Origin of the sequence: Micromonospora parathelypteridis, assembly GCF_014201145.1 — a bacterium.
GTDB lineage: Bacteria > Actinomycetota > Actinomycetes > Mycobacteriales > Micromonosporaceae > Micromonospora > Micromonospora parathelypteridis.
Genome location: NZ_JACHDP010000001.1, coordinates 5,512,049 through 5,532,059 on the forward strand (window position 1 = coordinate 5,512,049; position 20,011 = coordinate 5,532,059).

The following is a 20,011-nucleotide window of genomic DNA, read 5'->3' on the forward strand; positions in this document are numbered from 1 at the left end:
GTCCTTACCGGACGCGACCGGGTCGATCGGAGGGGTCGGCACGGAAGGCTTGGGGCGACATCCCGAAGGCGGCGGTGAAGACCCGGCTGAAATGAGCCTTCGCGGGGAAGCCCCAGCGGGCGGCGATGCTGTGGATGGGCCGCGCTCGTTGCAGGGGATCGCGCAGGTCGCGTGCGCACCGGTCCAGGCGTTTCGTCCGGATGATCTCAGCGACTGTCTGGTCCTCGGTCTCGAACGCCCGGTGCAGGCTGCGGAGCGAGACGTGGTGCGCGGCCGCGACGGTGCTCGGTGAGAGGTCCGGGTCGCCCAGGTGCTCGTCGATGAACGCCTTGACCCGTACGCGCAGGCTGTGCCCGCGTACCTCGGTCGGTAGAGCGTCGGTGAGGTCCAGGTGCTGGGCCACCGCCGCGGAGATCAGGTTCCGCGCAACGGTGCCCAGGAGCGGAACGTCGCTCTCCCGGTACTGCTCCGGGTGGGTCAGGATCTGGCGTACGAATTGGCTGAGCAGCACGCCTGTCCCCTCGGTGGCGGGGATGTTCGTGCCGAGGAGCTGGGCGATCTTGTCGGGGTGCAGCGGTATGAGATTGTGCGGAACGAGGATCGTCAGGGTCGTCAACAGACTCTCGCGCTGCGACCGCCCCCGATGAGTCGACTGATGCGGCCGGGACGTGTCGACGACGGCGAAATGCCCCGGCGTGAACAGGTTCGCGCGCCGCTCCTGCTCCACCCCGCCGTGCCCGGACAACGGCAGCGCGAACTGGTACATCTCCGGGTCGCTGCGGCGGATGAATGTGCCGGTCCGCTGCATGTCCAGGGATGGGTACTGCCAGGACGACAGCACGACCTCACCCAGGCTGATGACCTCTGCCCGGGCTCGGAAGTCCGCTGCGTGGGCACTGTGGATCCGCATCGGAACCGACTCACGCGCCACCAGGTCGTGCCAGAAGCCGAAGCGCTCACCCTCGGGCACCACGATGGTGTCCGCCGAGGCTACGGTGAGCACTGACCCCCTCGATTCATGTCGATGTCGTTGACGCGGCCATGGCTGCGCCGCCGTACATAGTAGGCGTCAACGCCGGCGTGCTCGCCACATCGTGTGCTCTCTCGAAATCGCCGTCTCCGTGTCGCTCACGAACTGCGACAGCTGCGTCTCCGAGGTGATCCGGGTCGCGAGTGACCCCATGGCGGCAAGCTCCTGGCTCGCCAGGGCGTAGGCGGTCGCCACCGCGCTGTGTTGCCGCGTCTGCGTCCACGCCGCACCGGCCGCGACTGCCGCGGCGGCCACGCCAAACAGGTCGACTTCCATCAGCCCGGCCACCCTCAACACCGCCAGGGTCAGGCCCGCTATCTCCAGTACGAGCATGCCGACGGACCAGCGGGTCGCTAGCGCGCGATTCGACAGTGAGCGCTCGGCATACCAGGCCCTCTGGGCTTCGAGGCGGCCGCTCAGGTACGTCGCTCGACGGTCCTCAAGGGAGGCGGCGCGTAAGGTTCGCATCCCTTCCGTGATCTGTTGCCCGCTCACGGCAGGTGCCGCCAGCCCGGCTGCTGCCATGTCCCTGGTCAGGCCCAACAGTCGGCCGGTGAATTCCTCGACACAATCCGCGTCGTCACGCGATCTGGGAAATGGATCTGCTGCTGTCGTGAATCGCCATGTCAACGATTTGATGGACTCGGAGAGCGCCCTTCCGACATACCACCGCTCGTTTGGGCGATTGGTAAGGAGGAAGACCTCGACGAACGAGGTGGCAGCGAAGGCGCCCACCGCGATTGCCGGACCCAGCGTGGTGAGATCGTCGAACTTCCAGGCGCCGACCCCCGCCACCGCGGCCAGCAGGAGCAGCGACAGCCGCAGTGCGATCAGGGTTGCGAACACTCGCTGCCCGCGCTGCGACTCGTGTGACACGGCACGCTGGAACGGTGGAAGGTCCTCGGCTTCCAGCATGGCGATGACCTCCCGGCAGCATGTCCACTAGACAGTAGACGGTGGTACCCAACAGGGCCGCCCCGGCGATCGAGCCCCGTCGAACAGGCCGGTGCCGCCGTCGACGGCACCCAGGTGATCTATGGCGTGTTGGGCTTGTCGCAGGCGACGCCGATGCCGAGGGTGACGTGGTCCTCTTGGCCGTTCGACCGCACGACGAGCGGTACGCAGGCGGCCTGGGCGACCCACGTGCCGCCGACGAATGCCCTCCACTGCGCCTGTGCACCCTCTGGCGAACAGGCGTGCACCGTGACGGCCGTCGCTGGCGGGCTGAGAGCACCCCATCCGATCCGGGCCACGCCTTCTGATCCCGGTGCCACCTGAAGGTCGACAACCGCGCCTGCGCGTACGACCAGCCCCCATTTGGCGAATAGCCGAGCTGCTCGATCAGCCTCCCCGGAGTCCTCCACGGGCAACACCGCGCGGTCGGGCACGGCAACGTCTTTTCCGACAAGTCGATAACCCGCCGGTATTGTCGGCATTGCCGTTACCGACGGCGTGCACGGCAGCGCGGCACCGCCCTCGCGCGCCGACGACGTTGCGCTGTCGACAGGTGGCGTGCCGGGTTGGCGGGCGTCGCTTGCGGGCGTACACGCGGTCAGCACCGCGACCATGAACGCGCTGGCCAGGACCAGGGCGCGGGTGGCTCGGGTCGACGCGGAATTCGAATTCATTCGATATTCATAGCAGATTGCCGATATACGTGTTGGTAACATCGCGTTGGGCGACAGTGTGTCGCGCCATTTGTGGAGTTGTGTCGAAATGAACGATCGGTCAGCAATCGATCTTGCCTGTGACATATCCAACTGTCGCTTTTCCGGCTGCCCCGAAAAATTGGGCCCGTAAACTTCGCCGGGTACCTTCCTGGCGTGCTTGACGCCTCTCGACAGTTGATTGCCGATCGCTATCGGCTGGTCCGTCCGCTCGGTCAGGGTGGCATGGGCCGGGTGTGGCAGGCCCGTGACGAGATGCTGCAGCGTGACGTGGCCATCAAGGAGTTGGTGGCGCCGCCCGGCCTGCGTGACGACGAACGCCGAGAGCTGCGTGAACGGTCCATGCGCGAGGCGCGGGCCGTCGCCCGCCTCGGTCACGTCAACGTGGTACGCGTCTTCGACGTGCTGCACTCGGCCGACGACCCCTGGATCGTGATGGAGCTCGTCCCGTCCCGATCCCTGCACCAGGTGCTCGAAGCCGAGGGGCCGATGTCGGCGGCCCGCGCCGCGCACATCGGGCTCGGCGTGCTGGGCGCGCTACGCGCCGCGCACCAGGCCGGCGTGCTGCACCGCGACGTCAAGCCGGCCAACGTGCTGCTCGCCGACGACGGCAGAGTGGTGCTGACCGACTTTGGTCTGGCCACCCTCCCCGGTGACCCACGCATGACCCAGACCGGGATGGTGCTCGGCTCGCCGGCGTTCCTCGCGCCGGAGCGGGCCACCGACGGCGACGTGGGTCCGGCCGCCGACCTCTGGTCGCTCGGCGCGACCCTCTACGCGGCGGTGGAGGGACGCACGCCGTACCAGCGGTCGTCTCCGATCGCCACGCTGGCGGCGCTCGCCACCGAGCCGCCACCGCCGGCGCAGCGAGCCGGTCGGCTGACCCCGCTCCTCGAAGGACTGCTGCGCCGGGAACCGGATCAGCGGATCGACGCCGAAGAGGCAGATCGGCTCCTGCGCCAGGCCGCCACCGCGGACGCGCCGGTCGCGAAGGTGAGCGGCACCGGTGGTGGGCCGCTGACCCGGATCACCGGGGCCAGCAGCACCACCGGCGACGGGCCCCGTCCGAAGATCGTGCCCGAGTTCGTCACCGCCGAGTCCGGCCCGCCCGCGTCGCCGGCTGTCGCCGATACGCCGCCGCCTGTCCCCGGTGCCCCGGTGACCGGGCCGGGCCGGAAGCGTCGGGCTCGGCTGATCGGCTCGACCGCCGCCGCCGGTTTGCTGGTCGCCCTGTTGGTGACCGCGTCTCTGCTGAACGGCGGGCTGTTCGGCGACGCGGGTGACGGCGAGATGGCGGCGCCTGCCGTGAACCCGTCGCCGATCGCCGAGACGCCGGTGTCCAGGGTGCTGCCACCGGCGCCCGCCGGGTGGCGCTACTACCGCGACGATCCCCGTTTCCTCGTACCGGTGCCGGACGGCTGGCGGGTGCGGCGCGACGGTGAGCGGGCCGAGTTCCGGGAGCCGGACGGCAGCCGGGTGCTCGTGGTCGACGAACTCCGGGCCGTCCCCGCGGACCTGGTCGCCGAGCTGCGGGCGCGGGAGGCGGCGGAACGCAAGAGGTACGCCGACTACCGGCAGGTCCGGCTCGCCGCGCTGCGCTACCAGGTGCGGGCCGCCGAATGGGAGTGGACCCACACCGACGAGGACGGCACGCCGCTGCGCACGGTGAGCCGCGCGTTCGTTGGTCACAACGGGCACGCGTACTCGATCGGCTGGACCACCTCGGCCGCCGAATGGTCGGCGAGCGCGGGCGTCTTCGCGCTGATCACGGACGGTTTCCAGGGGATGCCGGTGCAGGGTGCGCCGGTCACGGGCGGCTCGCCGTCCAAACCTGCCGGCCCGCCGCCGTCCGGAGGCGCGGTGCAGCCGACACCGGGGACGGGCAACGGTGCGACGACCGATCCGGGGAATCCGGGGCAGCAACCGTCGGCCCCGCCACCGCCCTCTCCGACGCAGAGCAACGCGCCCGCCGGGAAGCAGATCCTCAGCTTCGCCAGCGACCGTTGCATCGACATCCCGGATGGCAACGCCACCGCCGGCGTCCGACTGCAGATCTGGGACTGCCGTCGGACCGCCAAGCAACTGTGGACCTTCCCCTCGGACGGCACGGTCCGGTCGATGGGCAAGTGCCTGGAGGTCGCCGGACACTCCACCCAGGATGGGGCGGCCATCCAACTGGCCGACTGCTCCGGCGCGGCGTCACAGAAGTTCACCCTCAACAAGGCCTACGACCTGGTGAACACCAAGGCGGACAGGTGCGTCGACGTGCTCGACGCGAACCCGGACAACGGCGCCCGACTGCAGCTCTGGCAGTGCAACGGGAATGCGAACCAGAAATGGCGGGCCACCTGAGCCTGACTGCGGGCGCTGCGGTGGTTACGGTCGTGGATGTCGCGGATCCCCGACCGATCGAGGAGTGATCGCATGGCCCCCTCTCCGTCCCGGCTCTTCGCGGAGATAGCGACGGCCGAACCACCGGTCGAGACCCCAGTGCTCATGCGACGTGCCGTGGTCCTCGGCGGCAGCATGGCCGGGCTGATGGCTGCTCGGGTGTTGAGCGACCACGCCGAGGAAGTGCTGATCATCGAACGGGACCCGTCCGATGTCGATGCCGGACCACGGCCGGGTGTGCCGCAGGGCAGCCAGGTGCACGCGCTGCTGCCCGCCGGTCAGGTCCAGTTGGAACGATGGTTTCCCGGCATCGCCGACGAGGCGCTCGCGCTCGGCGCCCCTCCGCCGCCGAGCGACCAGGGCACGGCGAAGGTCTTCGTCAACGGCATGCTGGGGCTGCCGCCGGCCACGACCGACACCGGGCCGGCGCTGATCACCACGCGTCCCTTCCTGGAAGCGCTGGTCCGCCGTCGGACCCTCGCCGTCGACAACATCCGCCTGGTGTACGGCCGGGCGGAGGGCCTGCTCTTCGACGAGCGGCGGGTCACCGGCGCCCGGTACGTGCCCGAGGGCGGCACCGAACCGCTCGTCGAAGCGGCGGACCTGGTGGTCGACGCGATGGGGCGGTCCAGCCGGGTCAGCGACTGGCTGGCCGAGCACGGGTGGCCCCGCCCGCCGATGCAACGAATGCCGATCAAACTGAACTACGCGACGGCGCTCTACAAGCGCGACGAGAAGGTCAGCGACGCCTGGGTGGCGGTCTTCCACACCATGGCGGGCAAGGGGCGTACGGCCCGGATCGGTGGGATCAACTCGGTCGAGGGTGACCGGTGGATCATGCTGGTGGCCGGCTACGACGAGGACCGGCCCAGCCGCGACGTCGCCGACTTCACCGCCCGCTGCCGGGAACACTATCCGCAGATGTTCGGCGACATCGCCGAGCGCGGGGAGATGCTGGGTGGGGTGGTCACCTACCACCAGGCGGACAGCCGACGCCGGGACTTCCACAAGCTCGACCGCCTGCCCGCCGGGTTGGTCGCCGCCGGTGACGCGGTCGCGTCCTTCAATCCGGTGTACGGGCAGGGCATGACCTCCGCGACGCTGCACGCCTCCTGCCTGTCGGCATACCTGCGGTCCGGCCCGAAGCCGCACGACGAGCCCGCGCGGGCGTACTTCGACCAGGTTCGCGTGGTCGTCGACGCCGCCTGGCAGATCTCCACCACCGCCGACATCGAGCTGCCGCACGTCGACGGGCCGTACCCGCCCGGCTACAAGGTCACCAAGTGGTTCGGTGACCTGCTCTTCCGGACGTCGCTGACCGATCCGGTGCTCAACGCCCGGCTCGGTCGGGTCACCACCATGCTCGACCACCCGGCGACCCTGAGCCGTCCCGGCACGCTGCTGCGGGCCCTCCGACTCGGCTTGTTCGGGGGCTCTCGGCGGTGATTCGGCGGGAACCCGCAGTAACCGGGAGGCTCGGCGGCGCATGATGGGTCGGGGAGGGGTGCTGCGACGAACCCGGGGGAGCAGGCGTGCTCGGAACCAGCCTCCTTGGCCGGCTCCGCCGCCGTGACCCGGGGGACGCCATCCTGCGGCGAGCGGCACGGCTGACGCTCGTCGCGTCCGTCGTCTTCTACGGCTGCCGTTACGGCGCGGGCAGCCCGGTGCTCGCCACCTACGGCCTGTTCGGCGCGATCGCCGCCGGGGCGTTCGCGCAGCTGCCCGGTCCGGCGCCGCAACGGGCGCGGATCCTCGTCATGTCCCTGCCGGCGGTCTGGGCGCTGATCGCCGCGGGCTCGCTGCTGGCGTGGAACACGTGGGCGGCAGCCGGCGGCATGCTGGTCATCGGCTTCGTCGTGGCGTTCGCCGGGGTGGGCAATCCACGCCTGGTGGGGTTGGCGAGCGCGTTTCAGCTCTTCTACATCCTGGCGTCCTTCCCGCCGTACCAGCCGGGCACCGTGCCGGAGCGACTCGGCGGGGTCACGCTCGCCATCGTGCTGCTCGCCGCGGCCGAGGTGCTCCTCTGGCCCGACCCGGTGCCGGTCTCCTACCGGCAGCGCCTCGCCGAGGCGGCGGGCGGCGTCGCGGCGTTCCTCGATGCCGCCGCCGACGGATTGACCGACCCGCAGGCCGATCCGGGTGGCCGGGACACGCGGCGCGAACGGGCTTACGACCTGGTCGCCGCCATCGAGTTGGGCCGCAACCCTCCCGAGTGGGCCCCCAGCGCGGCGGGCGCTCAGGATCGGGCGCTACGGATCTGCGCGGCCGCGTTACGGGAGGTCTTCGTCGAGGCGGACCGGCTGGCCGCGGACACCCCGTCGGAGCCGATCCCGGACCTGGCGGCGGCGCGTCTGCTGCGCGCGTGTGCGGAGACGACTCGCGCCACCGGCCGGGCCCTGTCGCCGGGTGGCCCGACAGTGGAACTCGGCGACCTGGACGCCGCGATCGGGCGCGCCGAGGTGGCGTACCCCGAAGGAGAGGGTGACGGCCACGACGCGCCGGACGTCCCCCGGTTGTGTCGGGACGCGACGGCGCTGGCCCTCGCCGACCAGGCGCGGATCTTCGCCGTCGGTGTTCGGGTGGCGACCGGGTCGCCGCTCGACGGTGCGGACACCTACTCGGGGCTCTTCGAGTACGCGCGGCACAGCCCCTGGAGGCTGTACTGGTGGCAGTTCCGCGCCCACCTGGCGCCCCGCTCCGCCCACCTGCACAGCTCGGTGCGGCTGGCCGTGGCGCTCGCCATCGCCCGGGTCGCCGCCGGGCTGTTGCAGCTCACCCACGGTTTCTGGGTGCTGCTGGCCACCCTGACGGTCCTGCGGACCTCGGCCGCCGACACCCGCACCGCGTTGCGGCCGGCCGTGCTGGGCACGGTCGCCGGTGCCGTCGTCAGCGGCGGGCTGATGCTGGTCGTCGACGATCCGATCATCTACGCGGTCGTACTGCCGATCACCTTGATGCTGGCCTTCGGTGTTGGTCGTCTGCTCGGTCCGGTGTGGCAGCAGGCGCTGTTCACGCTGCTGCTGACGGGCGTCTTCACCCAGCTCAACCCCGAAGGGTGGAAGCTCGCCGAGGCCCGTCTCGTCGACGTGCTGCTCGGTGTGGTGATCGGCGTGCTCGCCGGCGTGGCGATGTGGCCGCGTGGGGCGAGCCACGACCTGCGGCTCAACGCCACCCGCTATCTGGCGACCAGCGCGGACGCCGTCGAGCAGACCATCCAGGCGGTGCTCGGCGGCGCTCCGCCACCGGACCGTGCCCTGGGGAGGGTCCGGCAGCGGATGATCCTGGTCGACTCGTCGTACTGCCAGTACCACTCGGAGCGGCACGGCCCGCACAACCGGCAGGTGAACTGGGACGCCGTCCTCAGCGCCGGGCACCGCGTGGTGCCCGGCGCCGAGTCGCTGCTGCGCCGCAACCCGCCCGGCTGCCTCGCCGGTTGGCCCGCGGCCGCGACGCTGCTGCGGGACTCCGCCGGGCAACTGCGATCGGCGTACGACGACCTCGCGGCCGAGGTGGCGCACGGCCACGCCTCGGCCCCGGTGCCCGCCCCGACCGGCTGTGCCGGTGAACTGGACCGGATCCGTCCGCTGCTCAGCGAGGGTGACGCGCGGTCGGTCCGACACCTCGTGGAGGTCGACCGGTGGCTCGCCGGCCTGATGGACAGCATCGCCCGCATCCATCCGCCTGCTGGCGGGCCGGCTGGCCGGGGCGGGGACTCCTGACGATGTGACCGATCCGGTGCTCCAACCAGTCTTCACCTGTGGGAGTCCACCGGATCACGGGAGTGCACCATGGATCAGAACCTGCGGATGCTCTTCGACCGCGCCCTGGCCGACGAGCCCGAGCCGCCCTCGGTCGACCTGGCCGGTCACGCCATGGCCATCGGTGGCAGGCTGCGCCGCCGCCGGGAGCAGACCGTTGCGGCAGGTGTGGCGGCCGTGGTCACCGTCGCGGCGGTGGGGGTGGCGAGCGTGGCGAGACCGCCGGACCGCTCGGCGCCTCCCCCGACGGCGGTGCCGGCGGCGTTCGGCATGCTCGTGAACAAGGCGTGCGCGTTTCCCGCCCGGGAGACCGCTACCGACGCGTCGGTCTTCCTCACCATGGAGATCACCGATCAGCAGCGCAGCGCCGTCAACCGCGCGTTGGCCACGGATCCGGCCGTCGGGACCCTGGTGTTCGAGAGTCGCGACCAGGCGCTGGCCAGGTACAGGAAGATCTTCGCGGATGTCCCGGAACTCGTCGCCCCCGTCCGGGCCGACCAGCTTCCCGAGTCGTTTCGGATCAAGCTGACCGGGCGGTCCCAGTACGCCAACCTGGCTGTCCGTGTCGAACGCATGCCCGGGGTGGACGAGATGATCGGCATCGACTGCCCGGCCGGCACGAGCGCTTCGGCGGTCGACTGATGGCACCTGCCCGTTGGGGCGCGGCCCGGCGGCGCGAGCAGACCGCCCGGCAGGCGGAGTTCACCGCGTTCGTCGAAACCTCCGCACCGAGGCTGCGACGGACCGCCTACCTGATGTGCCGCGACTGGCACCTCGCACAGGACCTGACCCAGACCACCTTCGCGAAGATGTACGCGAACTGGGGCAGGATCCGGCACACCGTGAACCTCGACGCGTACAGCCGGCGTGTCCTCATGAACGCCGTCTTCGACCAGGCCAAGCGGCGCAGTGCCGCCGAAATCGTGCTCGCCGAGCTGCCCGAGGCACCGCCCCAACGACTCGACGACACCGTGGAACTGCACGTCGCCCTGCTTCAGGCGCTGGCCACCCTGCCGCTGCGCGACCAGGCCATCGTGGTGCTCCGCCACTGGGAGGATCAGAGCGTCGAGGCCGTCGCCAGCACCCTCGGCGTCACCGCGTCCGTGGTGAAGACGCAGAACGCCCGCGCACTGACCAAGCTGCGGGCGTTGCTCGGGCAGGACTTCGTACGGATCTGACAGGCCGCCGGTCGCCGATTGGCCGTGCCCGACGGACGCCGTCCCGCCTAGCGTCTTCCATATGGAGATCGAGCAGGCACAGAAGCTGTGGCAGCCGGAGCCCGGCTGGTTGAACACCGCCTCCTACGGGTTGCCGCCCGAGCCGGCGTGGACGGCGTTGCAGGACGCTCTCGCGGCCTGGCGGGTCGGCAGCACGTCGTGGGAGGGCTGGGGCGAGTCGGTGCAGCGGTCCCGAGTCGCGTTCGCCGCGCTGATCGGGGTGCCGGCCGATGACGTGGCGGTCGGCGCGGCCGTGTCGCAGGTCCTCGCGCCGGTCGCGGCGGCGCTGCCGGCCGGGGCGACGGTGGTGGTCCCCGACGTCGAGTTCACCTCGAACCTGTTCCCCTGGCTGGTCCAGGAGGATCGTGGCATCAAGGTCCGTACGGTGCCGCCGGACACCCTCGTCGACGCGATCGACGCCGACACCGATGTGGTCGCGTTCAGCCTGGTGCAGTCCGCCGACGGGGCCGTCAGCGCGTACGACGAGATCGTGGCCGCCGCCCGCGCGCACGGCGCGTTGGTGGTGGTGGACGCGACCCAGGCGTGCGGTTGGCTGCCGTTCGACGGGAGCCGCGCCGACGTGGTGGCGGTCGGTGGCTACAAGTGGCTGATGAATCCGCGTGGCACCGCGTTCGCCTATCTGGCCCCGGCGTTGCGCGAGCGGCTGCGCCCGGACGCCGCCGGCTGGTACGCGGGCGGTGACCCGCACGCCTCCTACTACGGCGCGCCGCTGCGGCTGGCCGACGACGCCCGCCGGTTCGACATCTCACCGGCCTGGTTCAGCTGGGTCGGCGCGGCGCCCGCCCTGGAGTTGGTGGCCGAGATCGGGGTGCCGGCGATCCGGGCGCACGACGTGGCGCTCGCCAACCGGTTTCTGACCGGGCTGGGCCGGCCGCCGGGGGAGAGCGCCATCGTCAGCGTCGACGTGCCCGACGCGCAGCAGCGGCTGGCGGCGGCCGGCATCCGGGCGGCGGTCCGGGCCGGACGGGTCCGCGCCTCCTTCCACATCTACTCCACCGAGGCTGATGTGGACGCGGCCCTCACGGCGTTGACGGGCTGACCCGTTCAGGCCAGGTGACCGCCGATCTTCGTGTATCCGCGCAGCAGATCGCGGGAGATGATCAGCCGCTGCATCTCGTCGGTGCCCTCGAAGATCCGGTAGAGCCGGACCTGCCGGTACCAGCGTTCGATGGGCAGCTCACGGGTGTAGCCCATGCCGCCGTGGATCTGGAGCACCCGGTCGACCACCCGGTTGACCATCCCGGCGCCGTAGAGCTTGCCCATCGACGAGGCGTGCCGGGGGTCCAGGCCCTGGTCCACCGTCCATGCCGAGCGCAGCACCAGCCAGCGGGCCGCCTCCAACTCCGTCTCCGAGTCGGCGATCATCCACTGGATGGCCTGGTTGGTGCCGATCTTCGTGCCGAAGGTCTCCCGGGTGTTGGCGTAGTCGATCGCCATCTGCAGGACCCGCTCGGCGATGCCGATGGCGTGTGACGGGATGGTGTAGCGGCCCTTGCCGATCCACTCCATGCCCAGCGTGAAGCCCTGCCCGATCTCGCCGAGGATGTTGCGGTGCGGCACGCGTACGCCGTCGAAGATGAGCGACGCCGGCCCGCCCTCGCCCATGGTCTGGATGAACTCCGAGCGCCAGCCCATCGCCCGGTCCACCAGGAACGCGGTGGCCCCACCGTTGCGGGCGCCCTTCTCCCGGTCGGTGACCGCGACCACGATGACGAAGTCGGCGTCGTGGCCGCCGGTGATGAAGGTCTTCTCGCCGTCGAGGACCCAGTCGTCGCCGTCGCGGCGGGCGGACAGCCGGATGTTCGCCGCGTCCGACCCGGCGCCCGGCTCGGTGATGGCGAAGCAGGAGCGCCGCTCGCCCTCGATGGTCGGGATGAGGAACTCCCGCTTCTGCTCCTCGGTGGCGTGGAACAGGATGTTGTCGGCTTCACCGCCGAAGCGGAACGGCACGAACGTGTGGCCCAGTTCGGTCCAGATCAGCGACTGGAGCACCGCCGGCAGGTTCATCCCGCCGTATTGTTCCGGGGTGGCGAGGCCCCAGAAGCCGAACTTGCGCGCCTTGAGCTGCAGCTCGCGCAGCTCGGAGTGGTCGAGGCCCGGCTGGTGCGCCCGCTCCCGGCGGAGCACCTCCGCCTCCAGGGGCATCACCTCGCGGCGGATGAACGATCGGACGGTGTCCCGTACCGCCCGCTCCTCGTCGGTCAGTGAAAAGTCCACGGTGATCCTCCTGGCGTCGGTGCTGCCGGTCACCCTTAAACTAGCGGTGCAAGTTTTGTCGCGTCCAGACCTGACGGCCGAGACCCGCGAGGAGCGCAGTGCCCCGACCCCGCCAGCCCCGGCTCACCCGGCAGCTGATCGTCGAGACCGCCACCGCGCTCATCGACGCCGAGGGCCTGCCCGCCTTCTCCACCCGGCGGCTCGCCGCCGAGTTGGGTGTGCGCGGGCCGTCGCTCTACAACCACTTCGCCACCAAGGACGAGATCCTCGACGCGGTCGCCGACACGGTCACCGCCGCGGTCGACACCAGCGGCTTCGCCAGCCGGGACTGGGCCGCCGCGCTGCGCGAGTGGGCCTGGTCCTACCGGCGGGCGCTCACCGCGCACCCGAACATCGTGCCGTACCTGGCCCAGGGCCCGGGCCGGCGTCCGGCCGCGCTGGCCATGGCCGACGCGGTCTACGGCGGCCTGGTCCGTGCCGGCTGGCCGCCCGCGCGGGCCACCCACATCGGTGCCGCGCTGCGCTACTTCGTGGCCGGGTCGGCGCTCGGCTCGTTCGCCCGCGGTTTCGTCGAGGACCCCGAGCTGTACGCCGCGCACTACCCGCACCTGCGTCAGGCGCACCGGCTGGCCGAGCACCAGCAGAGCGTGGACGAGGGCGCATTCGCCCTCGGCCTGGACGCTCTGCTGCACGGCTTGGCCGCCGAATACACCCGCACCGTCGCCACGGTGGAGTCCGCCCGGCCCAACGGGTAGCGTCCAAACTCCCAGCGCTAGTTTCATCGCCCGCCGCGACCCCCGTCACCATCGCCCATCGCGACCCCGTCACCATCGCCCATCGCCCACCCCCGAAGGGACGACATGGACCTCGCCGCCCCGCCGTCGCAGTTGCCCGACGCCCTGCGCCTCCGGCGCCACCTGCACCTCGGCGGCGCCTGGACGTCTCCCGCCGACGCCGATCTGATCGAGGTGGAAAACCCGAGCACCGGCGAGCTGATCGGGCAGGTGCCGGCCGGCACCCCGGCCGATGTGGACCGCGCCGTGGCCGCCGCCCGCGCCGCGTTCCCCGGCTGGTCGGCCACTGCTCCCGTCGAGCGGTCCGCCCACCTCGACCGGCTGCACACCGCGCTCGCCGCCCGCGCCGACGACCTCGCCCGCACCATCGCCGTGGAGCTGGGCTCGCCGCTCAAGCTCGCCACCCGGGTGCAGGTCGGCCTGCCGCTGACCGTGCTGCGCGATCACGTCGCGCTCGCCGCCCGAGCACCCGTGGAGGAGAGCATCGGCAACTCCCTCGTCGTGCGTGAGCCGGTCGGCGTGGTCGGCGCGATCACCCCGTGGAACTACCCGCTGCACCAGGTGATGGCGAAGGTGGCGCCCGCTCTGGCCGCCGGCTGCACGGTGGTGCTCAAACCCAGCGAGTTGACCCCGTTGACCGCGTACCTGCTCTTCGACGCGGTCACCGAGGCCGGGCTGCCGCCGGGCGTGCTCAACCTGGTCCCCGGCACCGGACCGGTGGTGGGCGAGGCGCTCGTCGGGCACCCCGACGTCGACCTGGTCTCGTTCACCGGCTCCACCGCCACCGGCGCCCGGATCATGCGGCTCGCCGCCGACCGGATCGCCCGGGTCGCGCTGGAACTGGGCGGCAAGTCCGCCAACGTGATCCTCCCCGACGCCGACCTGGCCACCGCGGTCAAGGTGGGCGTCGGCAACGCCCTGCTCAACTCCGGTCAGACCTGCACGGCGTGGACCCGGATGCTGGTGCACCGCGACCGGTACGACGAGGCGCTCGACCTGATCGCCGCGGCGGTGGCCGGGTACCGGCTCGGCGACCCGTTCGACCCGGCCACCCGGCTCGGCCCGCTGGTCTCCGCCGCACAGGCCGAACGAGTGCGCGGCCACATCGACCGGGCGCTGGCCGACGGTGCCCGGCTGGTCGCCGGCGGCCCGGACGCCCCGGTGCCGGCCCAGGGGCACTTCGTCGCCCCGACCGTCTTCGCCGACGTGCACCCCGACAGCGCGCTCGCCCAGGAGGAGGTCTTCGGCCCGGTGCTCGCCGTCCTCCCGTTCGACGACACCGACGAGGCGGTCGCCATCGCCAACAACTCGAAGTACGGGCTGGCCGGCGCGGTCTGGTCCGCCGACACCGACGCGGCGCTCGCGGTGGCCCGGCGGCTGCGCACCGGCGCGGTCGACATCAACGGCGCACCGTTCAACCCGCTCGCCCCGTTCGGCGGTTACAAGCAGTCCGGCCTGGGCCGGGAGCTGGGCGTGCACGGGCTCGCCGAGTTCAGCGAGCTGAAGGCGATCCAGCGATGACCGGCCCCGGGCTGCCCCCGGCCGCGTCGCACGGCGGCACCGAGCCGGCTGGCGCGCCGGTCACCGTCCGCGCGCTCGTCGCGCGCTCCTCCGGTGCTGAGCTGCGGGTCGAGCGGGTACGCCTGCCCGCGCCCGGCCCGGGCGAGGTGCGGGTGACGATCACGGCGGCCGGCGTCTGCCACTCCGACCTGTCGATGGTCAACGGCACTCTCGCCGCCAGGTTCCCGCTGGTGCTCGGGCATGAGGCGACCGGCGTGGTCGCCGAGACCGGGCCGGGCAGCAGCCTGCGGGTGGGCACCCCGGTGGTGCTCAACTGGGCGCCGGCCTGCCGGGCCTGCTGGTGGTGCCGGCGCGGCGAGCCGTGGCTCTGCGCCGACACCACGTCGCCGACCGTGCCGCGCGGCGAGACCGACGACGGAGTCCCGCTGCACCTGACCCTCGGCCTCGGCGCGCTGGCCGAGGCGGTGGTGGTGCCCGAGCGCGCGGTCATCCCGATCCCCGCCGGTCTGCCGCCTGAGCAGGCCGCACTGCTCGGCTGCGCGGTGCTCACCGGCGTCGGCGCGGTCCGCAACACCGCCCGGGTAGCGCCCGGCGAGTCCGTGGCCGTCGTCGGGCTCGGTGGGGTCGGGCTCGCCGTGCTCAGCGCGGCCCGCCGGGCCGGTGCCACGACGATCCTGGCCATCGACGTCGCCGAGGCCAAGCGGGACCTGGCGCTCGCCGCCGGGGCGACCGACTTCCTGCTCTCCGACGACCGGCTCTCCAAGGAGGTGCGGGCGCGCACCGAGAGCCGCGGTGTCGACCACGCCTTCGAGTGCGTCGGCCGCGCCGCCACCATCCGCGCTGCCTGGCGGCTCACCCGGCGCGGGGGAGCGGTGACCGTGGTCGGCATGGGTGCCAAGGACGACATGGTCAGCCTCGGCGCGCTGGACATCTTCCACTCCGCCCGCACGTTGCGCTCCTCGGTGTACGGCTCGTCCGACCCCGATCGGGAGGTGCCGGTGCTGGCTGCCGAACTCGCCTCGGGCGCTCTGGACCTGCGCGTGCTGGTGAGCGGCACGATCTCGCTGGAGGAGGCGCCGACGGCGTTCGACCGGCTGGCGCGGGGCGAGGGCGCTCGCTGGGTGGTCACCCTGGACTGAGCACGTGGGTCGGCCAGTGCGAGATCCCGCAACACCCACAGACGGGCGAGCACTGGGCGCCGCCCGACACGGCGGACGTCGTCCCACTGCCCTGGGACGTCTGGACACGACTGGCCTTCCGGCACGACCGGCGGCCCGTCCCGGGAGCCGGCACGATGCCCGTCGGACCCCAGGCACCGCTGATTGGCTCGGATGATCGGTCCGTTGCGCCCTCCGATACCTAGCACTACTATGCATAATGGTTCTAGGTTTGGATTGGGGGAGCGTGGTGAGGTTTCGTGAAGGTCGCTAAGGATCTGGTGGCCGCCTCGGCGACACCGATGGTGCTCGGCATCCTGGCCGAGGGTGAGAGCTACGGCTACGCCATCCTCAGGCGGATCAACGAGCTGTCCGGTGGCGAGCTGGACTGGACCGAGGGGCTGCTGTACCCGTTGCTGCACCGGCTTGAGCGCCTCGCCTATGTGGAGGCGAGCTGGCAGTCGGTCGTCGGCGAGCGGAAACGCAAGTACTACCGCATCACCGACAGGGGTCTGGCCGAGCTGGCCGAGCAGCGCCGGCAGTGGGACACCGTCGTGGGTGCGCTCAAGGAGATCTGGCACGACCGTGCGCCGCTGACGGCGCACCCCTTGGAGGGCCTCGCATGACGGCACACGACGGGCCGGAGGAGTTGGAGGCGCAGTTCGCGCAGTGGCGTCAGTACGTGCTGCGTCGCCGGGAGCTGCAAGCGGTGGACGCCGATGAGCTCGAAGACCACCTTCGCGGCTCCGTTGACGAGTTGATCACGGCGGGCCTGAGCCCGGATGAGGCGTTCCTGGTCGCGGTGAAGCGGATGGGCAGCCTCGACGACATCTCCCGCGAGTTCGCCCGGGAACATTCGGAGCGACTGTGGAAGCAGTTGGTGCTGACCGGCGACTCCGGCAGTCCGGTCGCCGGCGCGCGTTCCCGGCGGGACCTGTGGGTCATGTTCGGCTGCGCGGCGGGTGCGGTGGTGTCCGTCAAGGCGCCAGCGCTGTTCGGGCTGACCTTCGACGACGACGGCTCGTTCTACGCGCGGAACGCCACCCTGTTCGCGTTGCCCTGGCTGGCGGCGTTCCTGGCCTGGCGCCGGCAAGCCCGACCGGTGATGATCGCGGTGCTGGTGGCGCTGTTCGTCCTCGGCGCGGTGGCGGCCAACGCCTATCCCCTGGCGGACGATTCGCAGTCCGTGGTCGTCAGCAGCGTCCATCTTCCCATCGCCCTGTGGCTCGTGGTCGGTCTGGCCTACGTCGCCGACGACTGGCGCTCGTCTCGTCGACGCATGGACTTCATCCGCTTCACCGGCGAGTGGTTCATCTACTTCGTACTGATGGCCCTCGGTGGCGGCGTGCTCGCCGCGTTCCTGTTCAACACCTTCGCGGCCATCGGAATCGTCCCGGAGGCGTTCATCTCGCAGTGGCTCCTGCCCTGCGGCGCCGCGGCCGCGGTCGTCGTGGCCGGGTGGCTGGTCGAGGCCAAGCAGAGTGTCGTCGAGAACATCGCGCCGGTCCTCACCCGGCTGTTCACCCCGCTCTTCACGGCCGCCCTGCTCGCCTTCCTCGTCGCTGTCGTCTGGACCAGCCACGGCATCGAGGTCGAGCGCGAAGCTCTGATCCTGTTCGACCTGCTGCTCGTCGTGGTGCTGGGGCTGCTGCTCTACTCGCTCTCGGCCCGCGATCCGCTGGCCCCGCCCGGCCCGTTCGACAAGCTCCAGCTCGCGCTCGTGGTCAGTGCGTTGGCCATCGACGTGCTGGTGCTGTTGGAGATCACCGGACGCATCACCGACGAGTACGGCGGAACGCCCAACCGGGCGGCCGCGCTCGGCGAGAACGTCATCCTGCTGGTCAACCTCGCGTGGTCGGCGTGGCTCCTGCTGGCCTTCATCCGTCGGCGCACACCGTTCGCGGCGCTCGAACGGTGGCAGACCGGCTACCTGCCGGTGTACGCCGCGTGGGCCTGGATCGTGGTCCTCGTCTTCCCACCGTTGTTCAACTACGCATAGCCAGAACGCGACGCGGAAGCCGGCCCACCTGCCACGGATGGGCCGGCGTCAGGTCAGCCGAGCTGCCTGGCGGCTCACCCGGCGCGGGGGGAGCGGTGACCGTGGTCGGGATGGGCGCCAAGGACGACATGGTCAGCGTGGAAAGGCGCCGCCGTTCGAGCGGACGAGCGGCGGGACAGCAGGTGTCCGGTCAGTGCGGCGGCGAGGCCGGCAAGCCCAGCCGCCGCGAAGCCGCCCGCTGGCACCGAGAGGTCGATCGCCACGCCGACGAGTGGGGCTCCGAGCGCGAAACCAGCGCTCTGCGCTGAGGACTGCAGACCGATCACCTCACCCCGCACGCCGGGCGGCGCCAGCCGGCTCACCGCGTCGGCCACCGTGCCAAGGGTCGGCGCGGTGAGCAGACCGCTGCCGACGACGGCCACGCACAGCCAGGGCCAGTCCTGGGCGAGCCCGGCGGGAATCGTCACGAGCCCGAGCAGGCCGAGCAGCAACCACGTGGGCAGCGGCCGGGACAGCGCGCCGTAGATCAGTCCACCGACGACCGACGACACGCCGAACACCACGACGACCACGGCGGCCCAGGACACCTGACCTGCTTCTCGCAGTGTGGCGATGATGGCGAGGTCGACGCCGCTGAGAAGCGTCGTCGTGCCGAACGCCATCGTCAGCGCGGCGATCATTTCGGCGCCCAGCCACTGCCTGCGTGGAGGTCGTCCGACCGCGGCGACATCCGCCTCGTCCTCGGCACGCATCGGTGGATTGAGCAAGGCGATGCCGGCTCCGCCGACCAGGATCGCGGCACCGACCCCCCATGCCACCACCTCGGGGGACACCGTCGCCGCGCACACGATCACCACCGCCGGGCCCACGATGTACGACAGTTCGCCCTGCACCGATTCCAACGCGAACGCGGCCCGGCGCTGCTCGGCCGTCGTCATCGCGGCGATCGCCTGTCTGCCCACCGCCTGGGCCGGCACCATCAACAGACCCGCCACGAAGCTGGCGACCAGCAGGAACGCGTACGGCAGGAACGGCACGCCCAGCCAGAAGACGACCTGCACCATGCTGGTTGCCAGCAGCACGCTGCGCAGGCCCCGCGAGTCGATCATGCGGCCGAGCAGCGGCCCACCCAGCGCCACTCCGGCGGTCAGGGCCGCCGCGACACCGCCCGCTGCCGCGTAGCTCAGGTCCAGGCCCAGCACGACATACAGGGTCAGCGCCGTCACGTCGGCCGTTATCGCGGTGCGGGCAATCAGCGAGACGCCGAGCAGCGGTGCCATCCCCGGCACCGCGAGCACCTGTCGATAACTGGTCACCTACGTGACGCTAGGTCAACCCAGACCTCATAAGAAGTGCCTATCTTGTTGGGGTTGGCATAATGGATCCTTATGGCAAGAGATTTGGAAACGGTCCTGCTGCGGTCGTTCGTCACCGCCGTGCGGGCAGGCAGCATCAGCCGGGCCGCGACCGCGCTCGGGCATTCCCAACCCGCACTCAGTCAGCAGTTGCGCAAGCTCGAGGGCGCCGTCGGCCATCCGCTGCTGCACCGGTCGCCGTCTGGCGTCTCGCCGACCCGGGCGGGCGAGGAACTCCTGCCGTACGCCGAACGCATCCTCTCGCTCTGCGCTCAGGCACTCACCAAGACCGGGCACGCGCTTACCGGCCACTGCGGCGTCGGGTTGCTCGAAGACCTCGCCGCGTCCCAGCTTCCGCAGGCCCTCGCCGACCTCGCCCGGCTGCACCCCGGCGCGACGCTGGAGGTGCTCACCGTTTCCAACGCCGCGATGCGGGAGGCCTACGACAACGGCCGCGTCCAACTCGTGCTCGACGCGGTGCCGGACATCCCCGCGCCGCCGCGCTGGACGGTCCGCCGCCCGCTGGTCTGGGCGGTCGGCCAGGGTGTGGACGTGACCGTCGACCCGCTGCCAGTGGTGCTGTTCTCCAACCCGTGCTTCTGGCGTACGTCCGTCTTGGAATCGCTCGAACATGCCGGTCGGCGTTGGCGGGTGGCCTTCGAGAGCAACAGCCTGATTGGTGTGCTCGCCGCGGTACGGGCCGGGCTCGGTGTCGCGGCGCTCATGCCCGCGAACCTCGAACCGGGCATGGCCCGCCACGACGCGGACGCCCTACCCGTCCTGCCGGACGTCGAGCTCGGTCTCGCACGGCACCCACGGACCGAGGGTGATCCGCTGATCGATGCCGTGGAGACCGCGCTGCGCCGCATGGTCTGAGGCCGGAG

The 20,011-nt window shown here is 71.3% G+C and carries 17 protein-coding genes and 1 pseudogene; 13 read left to right on the forward strand and 5 right to left on the reverse strand.

The window, feature by feature from the left end; genetic code table 11:
- Positions 1 to 4: 4 nt before the first annotated feature.
- The 3 genes from HNR20_RS25000 to HNR20_RS25010 form a co-directional block, all read right to left on the reverse strand.
- Positions 5 to 1,003 (reverse strand): AraC-like ligand-binding domain-containing protein, encoded by a 999-nt coding sequence (locus HNR20_RS25000; RefSeq protein ID WP_184184423.1) that lies wholly within the window; start codon positions 1,001 to 1,003, stop codon positions 5 to 7.
- A 66-nt stretch (positions 1,004 to 1,069) separates the two neighbouring features.
- Complete coding sequence (locus tag HNR20_RS25005; RefSeq protein ID WP_184184426.1) at positions 1,070 to 1,945, reverse strand: DUF4231 domain-containing protein; 876 nt, start codon at positions 1,943 to 1,945, stop codon at positions 1,070 to 1,072.
- A 119-nt stretch (positions 1,946 to 2,064) separates the two neighbouring features.
- The gene (locus HNR20_RS25010) at positions 2,065 to 2,790 is read right to left on the reverse strand and encodes a hypothetical protein (protein WP_184184429.1); all 726 of its coding nucleotides are present in this window, start codon (positions 2,788 to 2,790) and stop codon (positions 2,065 to 2,067) included.
- A 63-nt stretch (positions 2,791 to 2,853) separates the two neighbouring features.
- On the opposite strand from HNR20_RS25010, the pseudogene HNR20_RS25015 reads away from it, so the two are divergent.
- The 7 genes and pseudogenes from HNR20_RS25015 to HNR20_RS25040 form a co-directional block, all read left to right on the forward strand.
- Positions 2,854 to 4,497 (forward strand): annotated as a pseudogene (locus HNR20_RS25015) (serine/threonine-protein kinase); the annotation flags it as partial.
- Positions 4,483 to 5,049: an RICIN domain-containing protein gene (locus tag HNR20_RS32780; protein WP_308425480.1), complete on the forward strand. Its 567-nt coding sequence runs from the start codon at positions 4,483 to 4,485 to the stop codon at positions 5,047 to 5,049. The pseudogene HNR20_RS25015 and the gene HNR20_RS32780, both read left to right, overlap by 15 nt.
- A gap of 72 nt (positions 5,050 to 5,121) precedes the next feature.
- Positions 5,122 to 6,534 (forward strand): FAD-dependent oxidoreductase, encoded by a 1,413-nt coding sequence (locus tag HNR20_RS25020; RefSeq protein WP_221309904.1) that lies wholly within the window; start codon positions 5,122 to 5,124, stop codon positions 6,532 to 6,534.
- Positions 6,535 to 6,620: 86 nt separating this feature from the next.
- The gene (locus HNR20_RS25025; RefSeq protein ID WP_184184435.1) at positions 6,621 to 8,807 is read left to right on the forward strand and encodes an FUSC family protein; all 2,187 of its coding nucleotides are present in this window, start codon (positions 6,621 to 6,623) and stop codon (positions 8,805 to 8,807) included.
- A 69-nt stretch (positions 8,808 to 8,876) separates the two neighbouring features.
- Positions 8,877 to 9,488 carry a permease-like cell division protein FtsX gene (locus HNR20_RS25030; RefSeq protein ID WP_184184438.1) on the forward strand — a complete coding sequence of 204 codons (612 nt, stop codon included), beginning with the start codon at positions 8,877 to 8,879 and terminating at the stop codon, positions 9,486 to 9,488.
- A complete protein-coding gene (locus HNR20_RS25035) occupies positions 9,488 to 10,024 on the forward strand; it encodes a SigE family RNA polymerase sigma factor (protein WP_184184441.1) in 537 nt (178 codons plus the stop codon). The genes HNR20_RS25030 and HNR20_RS25035 overlap by 1 nt, the downstream gene beginning before the upstream one ends.
- A 61-nt stretch (positions 10,025 to 10,085) precedes the next feature.
- Positions 10,086 to 11,123, forward strand: coding sequence for an aminotransferase class V-fold PLP-dependent enzyme (locus tag HNR20_RS25040; protein ID WP_184184444.1), 1,038 nt, complete (start codon positions 10,086 to 10,088; stop codon positions 11,121 to 11,123).
- Between the two features lie 5 nt (positions 11,124 to 11,128).
- Here HNR20_RS25040 and HNR20_RS25045 read toward each other — a convergent pair whose 3' ends face one another.
- The gene (locus HNR20_RS25045; protein WP_184184447.1) at positions 11,129 to 12,301 is read right to left on the reverse strand and encodes an acyl-CoA dehydrogenase family protein; all 1,173 of its coding nucleotides are present in this window, start codon (positions 12,299 to 12,301) and stop codon (positions 11,129 to 11,131) included.
- Between the two features lie 98 nt (positions 12,302 to 12,399).
- Between HNR20_RS25045 and HNR20_RS25050 the strand changes: the two genes are divergently transcribed.
- From HNR20_RS25050 to HNR20_RS25070, 5 genes are all read left to right on the forward strand, one after another.
- Complete coding sequence (locus HNR20_RS25050) at positions 12,400 to 13,056, forward strand: TetR/AcrR family transcriptional regulator C-terminal domain-containing protein (RefSeq protein WP_184184450.1); 657 nt, start codon at positions 12,400 to 12,402, stop codon at positions 13,054 to 13,056.
- A 105-nt stretch (positions 13,057 to 13,161) separates the two neighbouring features.
- Entirely contained in the window at positions 13,162 to 14,616 is a 1,455-nt protein-coding gene (locus HNR20_RS25055; RefSeq protein WP_184184453.1) for an aldehyde dehydrogenase family protein, read from the forward strand.
- Positions 14,613 to 15,755, forward strand: coding sequence for an alcohol dehydrogenase catalytic domain-containing protein (locus HNR20_RS25060; protein WP_229687342.1), 1,143 nt, complete (start codon positions 14,613 to 14,615; stop codon positions 15,753 to 15,755). Before HNR20_RS25055 ends, HNR20_RS25060 begins: the two co-directional genes overlap by 4 nt.
- A gap of 278 nt (positions 15,756 to 16,033) precedes the next feature.
- A complete protein-coding gene (locus HNR20_RS25065; RefSeq protein ID WP_184184456.1) occupies positions 16,034 to 16,399 on the forward strand; it encodes a PadR family transcriptional regulator in 366 nt (121 codons plus the stop codon).
- Positions 16,396 to 17,772, forward strand: coding sequence for a permease prefix domain 1-containing protein (locus tag HNR20_RS25070; RefSeq protein ID WP_184184459.1), 1,377 nt, complete (start codon positions 16,396 to 16,398; stop codon positions 17,770 to 17,772). The genes HNR20_RS25065 and HNR20_RS25070 overlap by 4 nt, the downstream gene beginning before the upstream one ends.
- Positions 17,773 to 17,846: 74 nt before the next feature.
- Here HNR20_RS25070 and HNR20_RS25075 read toward each other — a convergent pair whose 3' ends face one another.
- Entirely contained in the window at positions 17,847 to 19,088 is a 1,242-nt protein-coding gene (locus HNR20_RS25075) for an MFS transporter (RefSeq protein WP_221309905.1), read from the reverse strand.
- 72 nt (positions 19,089 to 19,160) lie between these two features.
- Between HNR20_RS25075 and HNR20_RS25080 the strand changes: the two genes are divergently transcribed.
- Positions 19,161 to 20,003 carry a LysR family transcriptional regulator gene (locus tag HNR20_RS25080; protein WP_184184462.1) on the forward strand — a complete coding sequence of 281 codons (843 nt, stop codon included), beginning with the start codon at positions 19,161 to 19,163 and terminating at the stop codon, positions 20,001 to 20,003.
- The last annotated feature ends 8 nt before the right edge of the window (positions 20,004 to 20,011 follow it).

Bases quoted from the DNA above. Each gene is read 5' to 3' on its own strand.
- HNR20_RS25005 (WP_184184426.1), bottom strand. From the start codon at position 1,945: ATGCTGGAAGCCGAGGACCTTCCACCGTTCCAGCGTGCCGTGTCACAC.
- HNR20_RS32780 (WP_308425480.1), top strand. From the start codon at position 4,483: ATGCCGGTGCAGGGTGCGCCGGTCACGGGCGGCTCGCCGTCCAAACCT.
- HNR20_RS25020 (WP_221309904.1), top strand. From the start codon at position 5,122: ATGGCCCCCTCTCCGTCCCGGCTCTTCGCGGAGATAGCGACGGCCGAA.
- HNR20_RS25030 (WP_184184438.1), top strand. From the start codon at position 8,877: ATGGATCAGAACCTGCGGATGCTCTTCGACCGCGCCCTGGCCGACGAG.
- HNR20_RS25035 (WP_184184441.1), top strand. From the start codon at position 9,488: ATGGCACCTGCCCGTTGGGGCGCGGCCCGGCGGCGCGAGCAGACCGCC.
- HNR20_RS25040 (WP_184184444.1), top strand. From the start codon at position 10,086: ATGGAGATCGAGCAGGCACAGAAGCTGTGGCAGCCGGAGCCCGGCTGG.
- HNR20_RS25055 (WP_184184453.1), top strand. From the start codon at position 13,162: ATGGACCTCGCCGCCCCGCCGTCGCAGTTGCCCGACGCCCTGCGCCTC.
- HNR20_RS25060 (WP_229687342.1), top strand. From the start codon at position 14,613: ATGACCGGCCCCGGGCTGCCCCCGGCCGCGTCGCACGGCGGCACCGAG.
- HNR20_RS25070 (WP_184184459.1), top strand. From the start codon at position 16,396: ATGACGGCACACGACGGGCCGGAGGAGTTGGAGGCGCAGTTCGCGCAG.
- HNR20_RS25080 (WP_184184462.1), top strand. From the start codon at position 19,161: ATGGCAAGAGATTTGGAAACGGTCCTGCTGCGGTCGTTCGTCACCGCC.